The organism is Asaia astilbis JCM 15831 (assembly GCF_000613845.1).
In the GTDB taxonomy this organism is placed as follows: domain Bacteria; phylum Pseudomonadota; class Alphaproteobacteria; order Acetobacterales; family Acetobacteraceae; genus Asaia; species Asaia astilbis.
In genome coordinates this window covers 56,111-71,655 of record NZ_BAJT01000018.1, presented here as the reverse complement: position 1 = coordinate 71,655, position 15,545 = coordinate 56,111, and the positions used below count along the sequence as shown (strand labels likewise).

Sequence of the window (15,545 nt, the reverse complement as noted above, 5' to 3'; positions counted from 1 at the left end):
CTGATCGACCTCAGCGTTCCTTGGGCCAAGCGCATCGACAGAACGCACCTCGCATCGCGGCCTGTCGAGGAACATGCCCTGAGAGCGTCGAGGTTTGGCGCTGAGGGAGGTGTGGGATGTGAGACGACAAACTCAGCGTCGGAGATTGGAAGGCACTGTACGGGGCGGAAATTGGCGCTGGTGAAGTGGTCAATCATAGCGATGCAAGTTCTATCCGTGGCTTTTCTTGTCACTGACTTGGGACTGGCGCTTGGCTTGCTGACGTGGGGGGTTAGTTTCTTGGCTGGCATGATGATTGCGCGGCTTTGGATACTTCCAGTCGCGGAGGCCAGAAGGGCGGCTAGGCTTCGCGCTTCTGTCGGGGGTGCTGAACGATGAAGAATTCCAGCATTTGGTCTGCGTTCGGGATGGCAGTTTTCCTTGAAGTAGCCATTGGGGCGACGGGCGGCCTCACTCTCGCAGGTCTTGGCGGTTTATTGGCTTTCTGGGCCTTTGTTTTGGGGGTGTGGGTATCTGGTGAGGAGGAGATTTGATGGGCGATTTGCCATCATCAAATGGGCAAAAGAAGGGAAAGCAACCGCAGAAGCGGAACGCTACATCTTTCAAGCCGGGGCAAATCGCCAACCCAGCAGGCGCCCGAAAGGAACCCGCAACAAGCTCTCAGAAAACTTCGTCGCTGCCCTTTACGCAGACTTCGAGGAGAACGGTCAGCAAGCAATTGAGATGATGCGGATCGAAAAGCCGGGCGACTATGTGAAGGTGGTCGCAAGCCTGGTGCCGTCTCAGTTTCAGGCGGTCGATGGAGACGGCGAAGCATCAGGGCTACAGATCATTATCCGCAAGGATATCTGATGCGCGCATGGTGGTATGAGCCATTTTTGTTTGCGTGCGGATTGGCCACGATCATCGGCGGATATCACATGCTCGGCGGCCTTATGGTCGGCGGTGTCGTCTATAGCCGAGCGCCTGCCATGGCCTGGCAGGGTGCAAAGAACATCGCGTTCATGTGCCGGGTCACTGCCTATCGGGTCCGACATTGGCGCAGATAATTCTTCCGAATAACTGGACGCCGCGCCCGTATCAGTTGCCTCTCTGGCGCTATCTGCAAGCGGGAGGAAAGCGGGCGTTTGAGGTCGCTCATCGTCGGTGGGGGAAGGACGATGTTTGCCTGCATCACGCCGCGATTAGCGCCCATGAAAGGCCTGCGTCCTATTGGCATATGCTCCCGCTCTATAGCCAGGCACGCAAAGCGATCTGGACAGCCGTAAACCCCCACACTGGCAGGAGGCGCATAGACGAAGCTTTCCCGCCTGAATTGCGGGAGAATACCAACGATCAGGAAATGTTTATCCGGTTCAAGAGCGGCGCAACGTGGCAGGTTGTCGGCTCGGATCGTTATAATTCTCTGGTCGGCGCGGGCGTGGCAGGCGTGGTGTTTTCAGAGTGGGCGCTCGCAAACCCCGCAGCATGGGGCTACATCCGGCCAATGCTCCAGGAGAATAACGGCTGGGGCGTTTTCATCACCACCCCACGCGGCAAGAACCATGCGTACAGCATGTTCCAGCACGCAGAGCATGATGACGGGTGGTTCGCAGAGCGATCAACCATCGGGTTGACGGGCGCGCTTACTCCTGAGCAGGCCCGGCAGGCTAAAGCTGAATACATCTCGATCTATGGCGAGGATGTGGGATGCGCTCAATACGAGCAAGAGTATGACTGCTCATGGACGGCGGCGATCCTCGGGTCGTTCTATGCCCGCGAGCTATCAGCGCTCCGCAACGAAGGACGCCTCTGCACGATCGAGGCAGTACCAGGGGTGCCGGTTCATACGTCATGGGACATCGGGATCAGCGACGACACCGCGCTTTGGCATTTCCAGGTAGTGGGAGCGCAGATACTTGTCCTTGGCTGCCACGCACAATCCGGGGTCGGGCTCGATTATTACGAGACCTATATGCGGGATATCCATTCTCAAAAATGCTGGCTGAAGGGCGTTGACTTCGTACCGCACGATGCCAGAGCCCGCGAATGGACGGGAGGGCGAACGCGGATCGAAACCATGATGGCCATGGGATTTAATCCCGAGCTTGTGCCCAATGTCGGTTGATGGACGGCATCAACGCTGCTCGTCGCACATTGCCTCTTTGCGTGTTCGATAGTGACACCGAAATGACCGGCTTCTCGGCTTTGGAAAGCTACAAGCGCAAGTGGGACGACACGAAGAAAGCCTTTTCCCAAGGTCCGGAACACGATTGGGCGTCACATTATGCTGACAGCTTCCGCTATCTTGCGCTATCATGGCGCCGCGCTCGCGAGGTTGCTCCGGCTCCCCAGACGCCAACGATAGAAATGGTGGCTGATGGTCTCACCCCTCCACCGTTAAGGCCCGCACGCCGGAGACGGTAGTGGACACTGAACAACCCGCATTCGCCGATACGCTCGAAGACGTAAACGAGCCCAGATCATCCTCTATCGTTCTCGCAGCCATCAGGGCGGCTTATCAGTCGCTCCAGAAGTGGCAGGACGAGTGCGAGCGCATAGACAAAATATTCTCGCGTGCGCGCTCCGTTGGTGGCGTTGCGACCTATCAAGATCCTGACTTTGATCTGTTCTGGTCATCGACCGAAATTCTTAAGCCCGCAGTATATGCCCGTGCTCCCGTCCCTGTGGTGGGGACGCGGTTTTCGATCAGAGATCCGTTTATGGATCAGGTGTCGGACATGCTTGAGCGGGCCATCTCCACGTCACTCGATCAGACATGCATCGATGAGGTCATGAAGGGTATTCGAGACGATCTCATCATGACAGGGCGTGGCGTAGCATGGGTCTCATTTGAGGATAGCGACACGCCGAGAATCACAGTCGAGCACCTAGAGCAGACTGACTTTCTGCACGAGCCTGCGCGCAAATGGTCAGAGGTTGGATGGGTCGCACGATGCGCCTGGATGACCAAGGAAGAAATGCGAGAGCGGTTTTCAGACGCTTCAGATATGGCCTATCAGAGTGCTGCGTTCAGCAGTCAGCGCGACGAGAACAGACACGGCATGACTGACCATAGCGAAAAGGCCGCCGTATGGGAGGTGTGGAGTAAGTCTGACAACCGCGTCTATTGGGTATCTGATGGCGTCGATGTGTTGCTGGATGAGGCCAAGCCCTTCCTGGATCTTGAGCATTTCTTCCCATGCCCCAAGCCTGCCTACGCCACGCTTAAGAGGCGAACACTCATCCCCGTTCCTGACTACGCCAGATATGAGACCAATCTGGAGCAGATCAATGACCTGACAAGCCGCATCTACGGCCTGCTCGATCAGGTGCGGGCTCGCGGTCTTATTGCAGCCGGGTCGGACGTTGGAACCGCAACGCAGGCTCTCCTCGCCGAAGCTGACGACGACATGATGTTGATACCAGTCCCTGCGTCATCGCTCGTTGGTAACGGCGACATGATACAATGGCTCCCGGTTGAAATGTTTGCGAATACGGTTCAGGGCCTCATTGCCGCGCGACAGCAGCTCATAAGCGATTTCTACGAGCTATCAGGTATCAGCGATATCATGCGCGGCGCATCGGATGCCCAGGAGACATTGGGCGCCCAGCAGCTCAAGAGTCAGTACGGCAGCGTTCGCGTTCGTGAGAAATCTGCGGCAATCGTGCGTGTCGCTCGCGACATTGCGGCAATCGCAGGAGAGATCATCTGTGAGAACTACAGCGGACCCGAACTCATGGCTCTGTCCCTCACGAAACTGCCATCCGATGCCGACATAAAGAGGCAGATTGCTGCCGTGCAAAAGCAAGGTAAGGCAGCTCTTGAACAGATCGAGGCACAGGCCCGTGAGATCGAAGCACAACAGCGCGTCATGCACTCGCTACCACCGCAACAGCCGCCAGCACCGCAGCCGCAAGGAGCGCCCGCGCAATGACGCCGCAGCAACAACAGCCCCCGCAGGCGCCGCCAAATCCGATGCAAATGCTTCAGCAGCACAGACAGCAAGTTGAACAGCAGGTGCAGCAGCAGGCGCAGCAAATCGAGCAGACGATAACCATCGACCGGGTGGTGAAGTTTTTGCGTGATGAACGAGTGAGATCTTTCTCGATCGAGATCGAAACTGACAGTACGATTATGCCGGATGAGGCCGCAGAAAAGGCCAGCCGAAACGAGTTTCTTGGTGCATTTTCACAGGCAAGCGCAGGTGTTCAGCAGTTACTACAGCTCGGGCCATCTGGAGCAGAGTTGGCTGGCGGTCTTCTAAAGTTCGCTCTCGCTCCATATCGTGTCGGCAGGCAGCTTGACGGCTTGATAGAGCAGTTCTGTCAGCAGGCGCCGCAGATCGTGCAGCAACAAATGCAGGCACAGCAGCCGCAGGGGCAAGACCCGGCACTCGCACAGGCCCAGCAGCAGCTTGCCCAGGCGGAAATGCAAAAGGCGCAAGCCCAGATGCAGCGCGTTCAGGCAGAGACCGAACTCAAGACCCAGCAGAACCAGCTTGCGATAGCCAAGGCGCAATCGGACGCCGAACACCGACAAAACACCCAATCCATGGAAGCGCAGAGGCTACAGGCCGAGCTTCAGCAGGCGCAGGCCGATTTGCAAGAGACAATGGCGAACATTGAGCGCGTCCGCGTCGAAACGCAAATGCTTGTCGAGAACGCCCAAACGTCGCGTCAAACGGCAGATAACGACACCGCCCGCGTCATTGCCGAGGTCGGAGCCCAGCAATTCCAGCAGGACCAGGCCATGATGCAGCCGATCGACATCGCCAATGAGTAAGCCTCACGACTTTCATCGGGCCGATGTGCGGATTGCCTATCCATGGCCTGTCGAGGTTCAGATGCCCGAAGACGTATCAGGGGTAGGAATTGACGAGGCTATTTACGGCGAGAAGCCCGCCGAAGAGGTGAGCGGGAGCGAATAATAGCGCGCTCACTTCATGATTGTACCAGGACTTTCATTTGTGGTACTATAATACCACATGATCCAGATATCAGAGCAGCCACGATACGCATGGTTCGATAACGGCAACGGGAGGCAGGTTTTCCGCCGCGTCCTGCCGCCGTCTCTGGCTCGCTCTGATCTCCCCTGCCCCATGATTATTTCGGACACGATCGATCCGACCGAAAGCATGGCAGACGGCAACACTTACACATCAAAAACGGCGCTGAGGCGTACCTATCGCCCGGATGGAAACCCGCAGGGACGGGAATATGTCGAGGTTGGCAACGATCAGCGGCCTCATGAGCAAAAGCGCGGAAGCGTGACGCGCGATAGAAGCAAGTCTTCCGAAATCATTCAGAAAGCAATGGCGACCGCAGATCGCGGCGAAAGGACGCAGGCATGAGCGAGACGCTTGAGGCACCAGTGAACGACGCTCCATCGACCCAGATTGAACGGGAGCAGAGCACCGCTCTAGGTGCCGGAAACGAGCAGCAGGACACCCAGGCCGACACCAAGCCGGAGCCCGATGCCAAGCCGCAGACACGTCGCGAGGCTATCGAGGCGGCAGTAGATAAAGCCGAGAAATCCGACCCTGCCCCCGAGGCCGCGAAGAAGCCCCCTGAAGGGCGAGAGGCGCCGGAGAGCAAGCCCGCAACAGAACCGGCTGAACAGAGAGAAGCGCCCGCCGAAGAAGGCAAGGACAAGGCCGAAGAGACCGAGAAGCGCCAGATAAAGGCCCCTCGCCGCTTTCTGGCCAAGGCTCAGGAGACTTGGGCCAACACGCCGAATGCCGTCAAGTCAGAGGTTGCGCGCATGGAGCGCGACTACGAAGCCCTCATGCGTGACGGCATGGAAGACAGGCAGTATCGGCAAAACCTGCGTGAGTTCGAGGAATATGCAGGCAAGAGCGGCGCCAAGCTGACCGACGCGCTCAGGCTCTACACTGACATTGACCGTCACCTTGCTGAAAATCCGGTGCAAGCCATTGCCGAAATTATGAAGCGGGTCGGGCTGTCTCCTGAGCAGTATTCGCAGATTGTGACGCAAAACAGCCCTCAATATCAGGCTCTGATGATGCAGCGCCGTGCGCAGATGGCCCAGCCTCAGCAGGAGCCAGCCGAAACGCAACATCTCCGTGCGCAACTTTACGAAGAACAGAGCAAGCGCGTCCATGCCGAAGTGGTCGCACCTTTCCGGACGAGCCATCCGCGCTTTGACGAATTGCAGGAAACAATTGCTCAATGCCTGAATTCTGGTATGATTCCGCAAGGTCTCAGTCACAATGAGCGACTTGAGGCGGCTTATGACATGGCTGATCGGCTAACGCCGCGCTCCATGCCTACCCAGGCCAGCCTCGCCGCCTCCGAGCAAGACCATAGTGCCCAGACTGCCAATCCGCGTGCGGGCAAATCACTCTCCGTAAAAGGCGCTCCTTCTTCCGGGATTTCTTCAAATCCGGTGCGTAGGGGCAAGCTCTCACGCCGCGAAGCGATAGACGCCGCCATGGCGCGCGCTGACCGCAGATAAGCAAGGATTGGCGCAATGGCCGTCACTTCAAACCGCTGGCTCCGGCAGGTTCTCACGACCTCGCTGGAAGACCGCAGCAAAGACATTCAGGATCTCGTTTTTTCCAGCAACCCGGTTCTTGCCATTCTTCGCGAGAACGATCGGTTTAAGGAATATTCCGGCCCGGATATCCGCGTTCCTCTCACGATCGACAAGCTCGATGGTCAGTGGTTCACCGGATACGATAAGCTGAACAATCAGCCAAAAGAGCTGATTAATAGCGCCGTTTGGACGCCGAAGAACGTCGCGGTAGGATTTTCCCTGACCGGCACCGAAATTCTCGCCAATGAAGGCCGCGCCAAGATCATCGATCTGGTCGACACCTACATGGAGAATGCCGAAGATTCCATGAAAAATGTCATGGAAGAAGCGATCCATGGCGACGGAACCGGCTCGGGCGGCCGCGAAATGATCGGCTTCGGCGGTGCTATTCCCATCGTTGCGAACACTGGCGTTTATGGCGGCATTGATCGCGCACAAGTCCCGATGTGGCGCACCTCTTCGTTCAACGCAACGACCGATTTCCCTGATATCGGCACGGCCTTCGACGTGACCACTGCGATGCGTATTTTGCGCCGTATTATTGCGCAGAGGTCCAAAGGCACGCGCAAGGCCGATCTGATCATATGTGATATCAAGTCCTATGACGTGATCCAGTCCGCGCTCACGAGCATCCAGCGCATCACCTCTGCCAATGTCGGCAAGCTCGGCTTTGATGCGCTCGAACTCTCGACGCCCGCTGGCCCTGTTGCGATCTTGTGCGCAAACGGCGTTGGCACTGTCATGCCGGATAACACGATCTACGGCATCGACAGCCAGGCTCTTGAAATGCGCTACCACCCGAGCCGCAACATGGTTCCACTCTTCGACGGCGATGGCGCGCGCCCGATCAATCAGGACGCAATCGTGCAGTATCTCGTCTGGAACGGCGAAATGGTGCTCAAGAACCCGCGCTACACCTGGCGCTTGGTCACGGCTTAAGGAGGTCCAAACATGGCAACTCTTCGCACAAACCCGTCCCTTGGGCCGGGTCTTGATACCGTCCTCGCGCCGGGCGATGCCTGGTTCGACGTTGCGGCTAACGTCTCACCCCTTTACGGGGACGTTGCATTTGATGGCTCTGGGCACAAGCGCATCTGGGTCACCACTGCGTCAGCTTTGACGGCAGGGGCAGCGATTGCGATCGATAACAGCGGCAACGCAACGGCCAACGCGAGCGGAACCTATGCGGCGCCTGTCGCAGTTCCTGCTGGCGGCTCGTTCTGGGCGCAGTCCACGGCAAACTGACATAGGGGGGCTTCGCGCTCCCCTAAACCTTTGAGGTAAACATGGATCTGGCATTTTCTCGCGTTGATGCGGCGCTCACAGACTTTGCAGTCACTCCTTTCTTTCGCCATGAGACAGTTGAAGACGTGATGGCGTCTCAGCGAGAAAAGCGCGCCGTTATGCGCACTATCGAAGTCTGCGAACTGCGCATTGCAGGAGAAAAGAACTACGTTCCTGTCGTTCCGGCAGATAGCATCTGGCAGATCCAAAATGGCCAGGCCGTGACCTATGCCGAACGTTTTTCCGAGCAGTATCGTCAGTTCAAGACTGGTGGCGCTCAGGAAGCGTCAGGCACTCCGTTGCAGGAGCTATCTCCTTACGGCATCACTCCCGCCCAGATTTCGCTCTGCCGCGCTATGAAAATCCACTCAATCGAAGCCGTTCACTCTCTTGAAGGCCACGCGCTTAAGGCGCTCGGCGTCCAAGGGAACGACCTCAAGCGGATGACATCTGCTTACATGGCGAACCTGACGCGGGGCGGGCAGGTTGAGAGCGAGCTTGAGCAGCTTCGGCGGCAGGTTGCTGAACTTACTGCCGCGTTGAGAGCGCCGTCCCCTGTCGGCGTACCCAGTGAGGGGGAGCACGATGACGGCGTAGATGAGGCGTCGTTCTCTAGCATGAGCGACGACCAGATCAAGGCCTATATTCGTGAGCGTTCCGGGTCGACCCCGCGCGGAAACCCATCGCGTGACACCCTAGTGCGCATGGCCATGGAGGCCTGAAAATGACCGCCCTGACCTGCTTTAAAAAGGCATCCCGGCGCCTTATTTCTCAGGATCAGGGAAGTCTTTTCACTGGCAATGACCCTTTCCAGATCAAGTTTCTCGAAATCATGTCCGAGGCGATCCAAGATATAGCGCAGGCGCACGACTGGAACGATCTATCTCGCAATGCACGCTTGTTTCCGATGGAAATACGTCCGATTTCGCTTTGCCATCAGATTATGGACGGATGCTCGTTAAGGCTGACGTTCACTCATCGATCTGGTCCGTTAATTACGAGCCCGCCAAAGACAAGGATGAGTGGATACAGCTTCAGCGTTTCATGCCGTCAACCATCCCCGGATACTGGATCATCTATGGCGGCCAGATGCACCTTCTTCCGACGCCACGGGCCAATGAGAACCCCACATTCTGGTATATTTCCGCCAAACTTGTTCGCGGGGCTGATGGAACGATGAAAGCCGATTTCGACAGCGACGATGATTCATTCGTCCTTGATGAACAGCTCTTGCTCTTGAGCACCATCTGGCGTTGGAAGCAGGCCGAAGGTCTCGACTACCAGGAAGACATGCAGAATTACGAGGTTCGCCTCTCCCAGCTCGCAGCCAAAGACCAGGGCAGCAGGCCTATCAGAGCGAACCGAAGCGGACTGAACCGGCTGGGCATCTGGGCTATGGCGCGATGAGATCGCCGGTCAATGTGCCGGCCAGGGGCAGAAGAGCGCAGGTTGTGAGCTTCCCCCCGCCGACAGCAGGCTGGATCAGCAATCAGAACCTTGTCCTAAATACAAGCGATAAGCCCGGCGCAGTAGTGCTCGATAACTTCTGGCCCACGCCGCAAACCGTGCGAATGAGGCGTGGTTGCGCCCTTTATTCACAGCCTGATCAGTCGCAGGTTTGTGATACGCTCATGAGCTATGATAATGGTTCAATACAGCGCCTTTTTGCCTGCATTGGCAGCAAGATATGGGACGTGACCAGCGCATCAGAGCCCGAGGTTGTGCAGTCTGGCCTAACTGGGGGTGAGTGGTCATATGTCCAGTTCGCAACGACTGGCGGCATCTGGCTCATTGCTGTCAACGGTGTCGACCCTATGCAACTGTTCGACGGGTCTCGTTGGTGGCCGATAACGGGCGCTGATATCCTGCGCATTCCGCTCGGTACCTCAAGCAAGGTTTTCTCAGCAGGAGAGACAGTCACGGGCGGCACGTCTGGCGCGACTGGCACAATCCTGTATGCGAACTCGTCCGAGATCTACCTGACCAGCACGAACGCAAAGGCATTCTCGTCAGGAGAAACGCTCACAGGTTCGAACGGAGGGAACGCCACGGCGTCGGCAGCCAGCGAGACATGGTTTCCCGGCATCAAGGCGGCCTCAAGCTCTTCAATAGCGGATATCGAAACCAGCGATTTCTCGTTCGTCTGGGCCTATATGGGGCGACTGTGGTTCGTGCAAAGCGGCACGATGAATGCGTGGTATCTTGCCGCAGACGCTTTCAGTGGAAATGCCACTCCCTTCCCTATGGGCGGCATATTCAGCGACGGCGGAGAACTGATGTTCGGATCGTCATGGTCTTTGGATAACTCCAGCAGTGGCGGGCTCTCCGAACAGTGCGTCATGTGCTCGGAAAACGGAGAGGTTGCGGTTTATCAGGGCGTCGACCCTAACCTTGCATCCTCATGGAGCAAGGTCGGCCTATACCGCATCGACAAGCCCCGCGGTAAGCGTGCGTTCATCAGAAACGGCGGTGATCTGCTCATTGCGACAGATGCTGGCTTGATACCCCTCACCCAAGCCGTTCAGCGCAATCCGAGCGATCTCGCTCTAGCCGCCGTCTCGTACCCTATTCAGGACGCCTGGAGTCAGTACGTTGCCGAGAGGCCAACCCGCAACTGGCAGGTGATGGTATGGCCCGAAATGCAGATGATCGGAGTGGCCGTTCCTGCTTACAGCGCGTTTCAGCCTTATTTGCTCGTGGTGAACACGAACACCAGCGCATGGGCGAGATTCACTGGCTGGGACTGTCGGGCATTCGCCGAGATGAACGGACAGATGTATTTCGGGACCGTCAATGGGCGGATCGTCGGCGCCTGGCAAACCGGGTATGATTTGACGGCGACATTCACGTCAATCTATGCGCCCCTGTTCCACGACCTGGGCGGAACGTATGGCGTCAAAATCCCCAAGAACGCCAATGTCATGATGCGCGGAACATTCCCGGTCACCTGGTCAGTGTCGGTAATGTACGATTACATCGTAAACGTACCAGCCGCCCCTTCCGGAAGCGGAGTTTCGGCGCAGTCAATCTGGAACGAGGCAAAGTGGGGCGTAGGGACATGGAATCAGGGCAATCAGCTCATCTCGCAAAAGAGATGGTCATCAGTCTCTGGTCAGGGATATGCATTATCCCCTTGCCTGCAGATAACCAGCGGAAATCTTGCGCCATTCGATAATGAAATTGTTCGCATCGACATCACATACCTTGCGGGCGGACTGCTTTCGTAATTAAATACGGAAATTTTCAAGTGAGAAGTTCGGTGAAAAAACTCATTGCTACGTCGGCTTTACTTTTATTGGCGGGATGCGCAACACCGGCTGATGAGCGGGCCGCAGCCGGGAAAGAGGCGGTCGCTCTCTCCAAGGACTGCAATTTGCAGCCAAGTTACGCGACGAGGGCGCGTTGTGTCGCAACATATATTCTGCAAGCTGACCGCAAGCACGGAGTAAACCCGCGCTACGATCTGCAAAAGATCCAAGCAATGATCGCAACAGCTGAAAGTGTCGATAAAGGGGCTATTGCTCCCCAAGAAGCAAACCAAAGGATGTCACTGTACTTTGCCGAGTTAGACGCAGCAGCCAGTGCGGATGATGCTGAAGCAGCGGACCGAACGCGCGCAAGATATGCGGCCGCAGCCTTTTCTATGCAGAACGGATTCCAGAACGCTTCGCGCTCATTCCAAAGCGCACCCACGACCTCCGTTCCTCCTTACATCTCGCCCACAAGATGCATGACGCAACCAAGCGGAGGGGGGTTTGCTACCAGTTGCAACCACTAGGTTGTCAATCATTGGGAATGCCGTGTCTCGTCATCCTTTGGTGTATCTTGTACTGGCACTCAAGCATTCCCTATTATAGTCTATGCTCAGGATAATATCTTCTGCCGAAAACGACGCACGGATCCCTCGCTTTCTGGGAGAGAGACTTGGCGTTGCATTCTATCCCCCGTTCACCACCATGGGCCTGGAGCGGAATGGCGAAATCATTGCCGCCTTCCTGTTTAATATCTACACGGGGCCAGACATTCATGTTACTATCGCCGGTAGCGGGTGGACGAGGCGCTTCCTGCGTGAAATGGGCCAGTATCTTTTCGAACAACTAAAGGTCGAACGGTTTACGGCAATCACCGAAAATCAGAGCGTGGTTGATATCGTAAAGCGTGTGGGCGGTAGGAAAGAAGGTCTCCTTCGAAACCATTTTGGCCCCGATCGTGACGGTATTCTTCTCGGCGTTCTGAAGAATGAATACCGGTACGCAACCCATGGTAAGCTCACCCAAAGCACCTGATCCATACGAGACCGCGAACGCTCAGAGCCAATACAACATGATGACTGCTCAGACGCAGCAGCTCATGAACATGACCGATCAATATACGCCTTACGGGGATGTGAAATATGATCAGGTCGGATCGACACAGATCACAGGGCCGGACGGGAAAACCTATCAAGTTCCCCGCTTCAGTCAGACTACGACGCTTAACAATCAGCAGCAGCAAACGCTCGGCCAGCAGCAGCAGGCGGCAACCAATATCGCGTCCACAGCCAATTCTCTGTCGAACACCGGACTCTCCAATCTTTCGCAGGCAGTGGACACCTCGGGCGCGCCAGCCTTGCAAAGTAATCTCGGCAGCGGATTCAGTCAGAGCCCTGGGGCCAATTATTCCAGCTCGGTAGGAGGTGGATACTCTTCTGGCCTTGGGTCTGGATACACCTCCAATCTCGGATCCGGTTATCAGAACAGTCTAGGAAATGGATACTCGTCGTCCCTTGGAAACAATTATTCGACAGCCTTGGGTAATGGGTATCAGACCTCATTTGGGGGCGATGTGTCCAAAGCCTACAGCGATGCAAAAAATGCTGTCATGGACCAATACACGCCAACGCTCGACAGAAACTCAGAGGCATCACGCGCCCAGATGATCGCATCTGGCATCCGACCCGGCTCGGCTGCCTATACCGCAAACGAGCAAACTATCGGTGACAACTATACGCGTGCTGCTGACCAAGCCACGCAAACGGCGCAATCGGTTCAAAATCAGCTTTTCAACCAGCAGCAGGCGCAAGCATCCTTCTCAAATAATGCGCTCACCAACCAGATGAACACCCAAAATGCGGCAGCGCTTCAGGGGCAGGGTTTCACCAATAGCGCTGCATTGAACTCCGCAAACTTCGGCAATTCTTCTCTTTTGAACCAGGCCCAATTTGGCAACCAGGCGGCTCTCCAAGGTCAAGGATTTACCAACAGCGCATTACTCGGCCAGATGCAGGCGCAGAACAGTGCTGCTCTCGGCGCTCAGGGGTTCACGAATAGCGCTGCCTTGCAACAGGCACAGTTCGGCAACGACGCGCGCAATCAATATCTCAGCCAATACTATCAGCAGCGCGACCAGCCCCTGAATGAGCTTTCAGCTTTGCTGTCGCAGTCTCAGGTGAACAATGCCAACACCGCAGCGAGCGCAACCCCGCAGACGCAGGTGGGTGGCGTCGACTATAGCGGCATAGTGCAGAGCAACTATGCGCAGAAGATGCAGCAGTCCAATCAGATGATGAGCGGTCTTATGAACATGGCGTCGTCTGCGACCGGAGCCGGGGGAATGCTGCTCGGCTCTGATATCCGCATCAAAAAAGACATTCGCCTTCTCATGCGGTTCCCCAATGGCCTAGGCCTCTACGCCTTCCGATACAAAAAAAAGCCCGAAGACCAGCACATCGGCTTCATGGCGCAGGAAGTCGCTCAACATTACCCGGAAGCTGTGCACACCCACGCAGACGGTCATCTGATGGTCAATTACACCTTGGCGGCGCAGCGTCTGCAACAGGATCTCGGAGCTGCAAGCAATGGATAATATGATTTGGGGCAGCGACGGTCAGCTTGTCTCATCCGACCAGCACCGCATGGCGATTGCTCAAGCTCTTCTCCAGCAAGGACAGCAGCCTGCGAACAACATTGCGCAAGGTGCTGCGAACGCGATCAGCTCCTTTGCGGGCGGATACATGGCGCAGCAGGCCCGAAATCCCGCTGATCCATTTTCGGGCTCTGGTGTCGACGCCTTCAGTTCGCAAGCTGGACCAAGCCAGCCTGAAAGCGCCTTACTCCCCAATGCCGGACAAGCAGAGAATCCTTATCTACAGAAGATTTTTGGCGGAGGCTTCTGATGGCGAGTTGGCTATGGACGACAGACGGCGAGAAAGTGACGCCGGGACAGCTTGCACAGCGGCGCCAGATCGCTCAGTCCCTGCTTCAGCAAGGGCAGCAAACACCCGCGTATAATTGGGCGCAAGGTGCTGCCAACGCCATGAATAGCTTCCTAGGAGGCTTCATGCAGGGACGCGCAAACAAGGCGGAAGAGGCGATAGATGCTGATAGCGACAAGTTCGTGCAGTCGCTTATCTCGGGAGGTTCGCAGCAGCAAGGCGGGAGCCAAGACGACCACCTACTTTCCGCAGTCAGGGCGCCCCAATCGCCGCAGGTAGCCGAAGCAACCCAAAACGCCGCCAGTGATATTATCGCCGATCGCTACTATGACCGCCTGAAGCAAGTCGAGAGCGGCAATAACCTGACAGCTAAGGCGCTGACCTCCTCAGCCACTGGCCCGTACCAGTTTACGGATGGCACATGGCGCGGAGTGATGAAGCAGCACCCGGACCTAGGCCTAACGCTCGATGGGCGCACGGACCCGACGCAGGCGGATGCAGCCGTGCGAGCGCTGTCGTCTGACAACATCGCCTACATGATGCAGCATGGTATTCAGAACCCTGATGCTGGGCAAAGATATCTCGCTCACTTCGCAGGGGCTCCTACCGCCTCGCGTCTCATCAATGCAGACCCGGCGACACCAGTATCAGCGGTCATGTCGCCGGGTCAGATCAATGCCAATCCGTTTCTGAGAGGGAAGACGGCAGGTGATGTTCTGGGCTGGGCAACCAACAAGATGGGGGGCGTCGATGCGGCGCAAATGCCTGCCCCACAAACTGCGCCATCAACCCAGCAGCAGTCCGCACCGATGGTTGCCCCCTTACCGGCTCAGACTGGCCCTTCTCAAGCCGAGCTTCTGCAAGCCCTAGCTAATCCACATTTGAACCAGCAAGCCCACACCATAGCTGCCACACTTCTCCAAAATCAGATGCAGCAGCAGCAAGCAGATCGCGCCTCGCAACAGGAGCAGCAGACATGGCTGGCGCGTCAGAACTACCAGCAGCAGCAGCAGGCAAATGATCCACTTCGCCAGGCTCAGATTGCAGAATATGGCGCTCGTGCCGACGCATTGCGGCAGAAAACGAACGCTCCTGCAGGCCCAGGGTACTCTATGCTTTCGCCGCAACAGGCGCAGTCCATGGGGCTTGATCCGCGTAAAAGCTATCAAGTCGGCCCTGATGGAAAGATAGGCGAGATCGGTAACAGCGGCGTGAATGTGACGCTCAACAGCGGGCCGACGACCAGCGAATTCCAAAAGAAATCGGATGACGCTGCTGCTGATCGATTGGGAGGCTATGTGCAGGAAGGCAATGCTGCTCCTGCTATGATGGGACAGCTTCAGCAGCTTTCCGATCTCTCGCGCAGCATTGGAACCGGCAAGGGCGCCAGTTTATGGCAAGCGTCGGGCCTTATGCGCAGTCACTTGGGATCAACGTTAAAGGCCTCGACCAGACGCAGGCATTTACTGCGATTGTCGATCGGATGGCGCCCCAAATGCGCCCGGTAGGATCTGGGTCATCGTCTGACAC

General features: G+C 56.7%; 18 protein-coding genes. All 18 read left to right on the top strand.

Going from position 1 to position 15,545, the window contains the following annotated elements:
• Positions 1-465 precede the first annotated feature (465 nt).
• The 18 genes from JCM15831_RS20535 to JCM15831_RS12990 all read left to right on the top strand — a co-directional run bounded on the left by JCM15831_RS20535 (position 466) and on the right by JCM15831_RS12990 (position 15,523).
• Entirely contained in the window at positions 466-852 is a 387-nt protein-coding gene (locus JCM15831_RS20535; protein ID WP_156938901.1) for a hypothetical protein, read from the top strand.
• Entirely contained in the window at positions 852-1,049 is a 198-nt protein-coding gene (locus JCM15831_RS13065; protein WP_025824617.1) for a hypothetical protein, read from the top strand. Before JCM15831_RS20535 ends, JCM15831_RS13065 begins: the two co-directional genes overlap by 1 nt.
• A complete protein-coding gene (locus JCM15831_RS19040; RefSeq protein WP_198024340.1) occupies positions 1,037-2,107 on the top strand; it encodes a terminase large subunit domain-containing protein in 1,071 nt (356 codons plus the stop codon). The genes JCM15831_RS13065 and JCM15831_RS19040 overlap by 13 nt, the downstream gene beginning before the upstream one ends.
• Positions 2,107-2,406, top strand: coding sequence for a hypothetical protein (locus JCM15831_RS20530; RefSeq protein WP_051528524.1), 300 nt, complete (start codon positions 2,107-2,109; stop codon positions 2,404-2,406). The genes JCM15831_RS19040 and JCM15831_RS20530 overlap by 1 nt, the downstream gene beginning before the upstream one ends.
• Positions 2,406-3,917, top strand: a complete 1,512-nt coding sequence (locus tag JCM15831_RS20525) for a hypothetical protein (RefSeq protein ID WP_051528523.1) — start codon at positions 2,406-2,408, stop codon at positions 3,915-3,917. The genes JCM15831_RS20530 and JCM15831_RS20525 overlap by 1 nt, the downstream gene beginning before the upstream one ends.
• Positions 3,914-4,765, top strand: coding sequence for an HlyD family secretion protein (locus JCM15831_RS20520; RefSeq protein ID WP_051528522.1), 852 nt, complete (start codon positions 3,914-3,916; stop codon positions 4,763-4,765). The genes JCM15831_RS20525 and JCM15831_RS20520 overlap by 4 nt, the downstream gene beginning before the upstream one ends.
• Positions 4,758-4,910, top strand: a complete 153-nt coding sequence (locus tag JCM15831_RS21660) for a hypothetical protein (protein WP_156938899.1) — start codon at positions 4,758-4,760, stop codon at positions 4,908-4,910. The genes JCM15831_RS20520 and JCM15831_RS21660 overlap by 8 nt, the downstream gene beginning before the upstream one ends.
• A gap of 57 nt (positions 4,911-4,967) precedes the next feature.
• Positions 4,968-5,333: a hypothetical protein gene (locus JCM15831_RS13045; RefSeq protein ID WP_025824616.1), complete on the top strand. Its 366-nt coding sequence runs from the start codon at positions 4,968-4,970 to the stop codon at positions 5,331-5,333.
• Positions 5,330-6,457, top strand: coding sequence for a hypothetical protein (locus JCM15831_RS13040; protein WP_025824615.1), 1,128 nt, complete (start codon positions 5,330-5,332; stop codon positions 6,455-6,457). Before JCM15831_RS13045 ends, JCM15831_RS13040 begins: the two co-directional genes overlap by 4 nt.
• Before the next feature lie 15 nt (positions 6,458-6,472).
• Positions 6,473-7,477: a phage major capsid protein gene (locus JCM15831_RS13035; protein WP_025824614.1), complete on the top strand. Its 1,005-nt coding sequence runs from the start codon at positions 6,473-6,475 to the stop codon at positions 7,475-7,477.
• A 12-nt stretch (positions 7,478-7,489) separates the two neighbouring features.
• Positions 7,490-7,783, top strand: coding sequence for a hypothetical protein (locus tag JCM15831_RS13030; RefSeq protein ID WP_025824613.1), 294 nt, complete (start codon positions 7,490-7,492; stop codon positions 7,781-7,783).
• Between the two features lie 41 nt (positions 7,784-7,824).
• Positions 7,825-8,544 (top strand): hypothetical protein, encoded by a 720-nt coding sequence (locus JCM15831_RS13025; protein ID WP_025824612.1) that lies wholly within the window; start codon positions 7,825-7,827, stop codon positions 8,542-8,544.
• 148 nt (positions 8,545-8,692) lie between these two features.
• Positions 8,693-9,229 (top strand): phage adaptor protein, encoded by a 537-nt coding sequence (locus tag JCM15831_RS19030; protein WP_456303435.1) that lies wholly within the window; start codon positions 8,693-8,695, stop codon positions 9,227-9,229.
• A 287-nt stretch (positions 9,230-9,516) separates the two neighbouring features.
• On the top strand, positions 9,517-11,049 hold the full coding sequence (locus JCM15831_RS13015) for a hypothetical protein (RefSeq protein ID WP_232228196.1): 1,533 nt from the start codon (positions 9,517-9,519) through the stop codon (positions 11,047-11,049).
• Between the two features lie 729 nt (positions 11,050-11,778).
• Positions 11,779-12,108 carry a GNAT family N-acetyltransferase gene (locus JCM15831_RS13005; RefSeq protein ID WP_051528528.1) on the top strand — a complete coding sequence of 110 codons (330 nt, stop codon included), beginning with the start codon at positions 11,779-11,781 and terminating at the stop codon, positions 12,106-12,108.
• Between the two features lie 37 nt (positions 12,109-12,145).
• A complete protein-coding gene (locus JCM15831_RS20515) occupies positions 12,146-13,666 on the top strand; it encodes a tail fiber domain-containing protein (RefSeq protein ID WP_051528521.1) in 1,521 nt (506 codons plus the stop codon).
• Complete coding sequence (locus JCM15831_RS12995) at positions 13,659-13,976, top strand: hypothetical protein (protein WP_025824606.1); 318 nt, start codon at positions 13,659-13,661, stop codon at positions 13,974-13,976. Before JCM15831_RS20515 ends, JCM15831_RS12995 begins: the two co-directional genes overlap by 8 nt.
• The gene (locus JCM15831_RS12990) at positions 13,976-15,523 is read left to right on the top strand and encodes a hypothetical protein (RefSeq protein WP_025824605.1); all 1,548 of its coding nucleotides are present in this window, start codon (positions 13,976-13,978) and stop codon (positions 15,521-15,523) included. The genes JCM15831_RS12995 and JCM15831_RS12990 overlap by 1 nt, the downstream gene beginning before the upstream one ends.
• Positions 15,524-15,545: the final 22 nt, after the last annotated feature.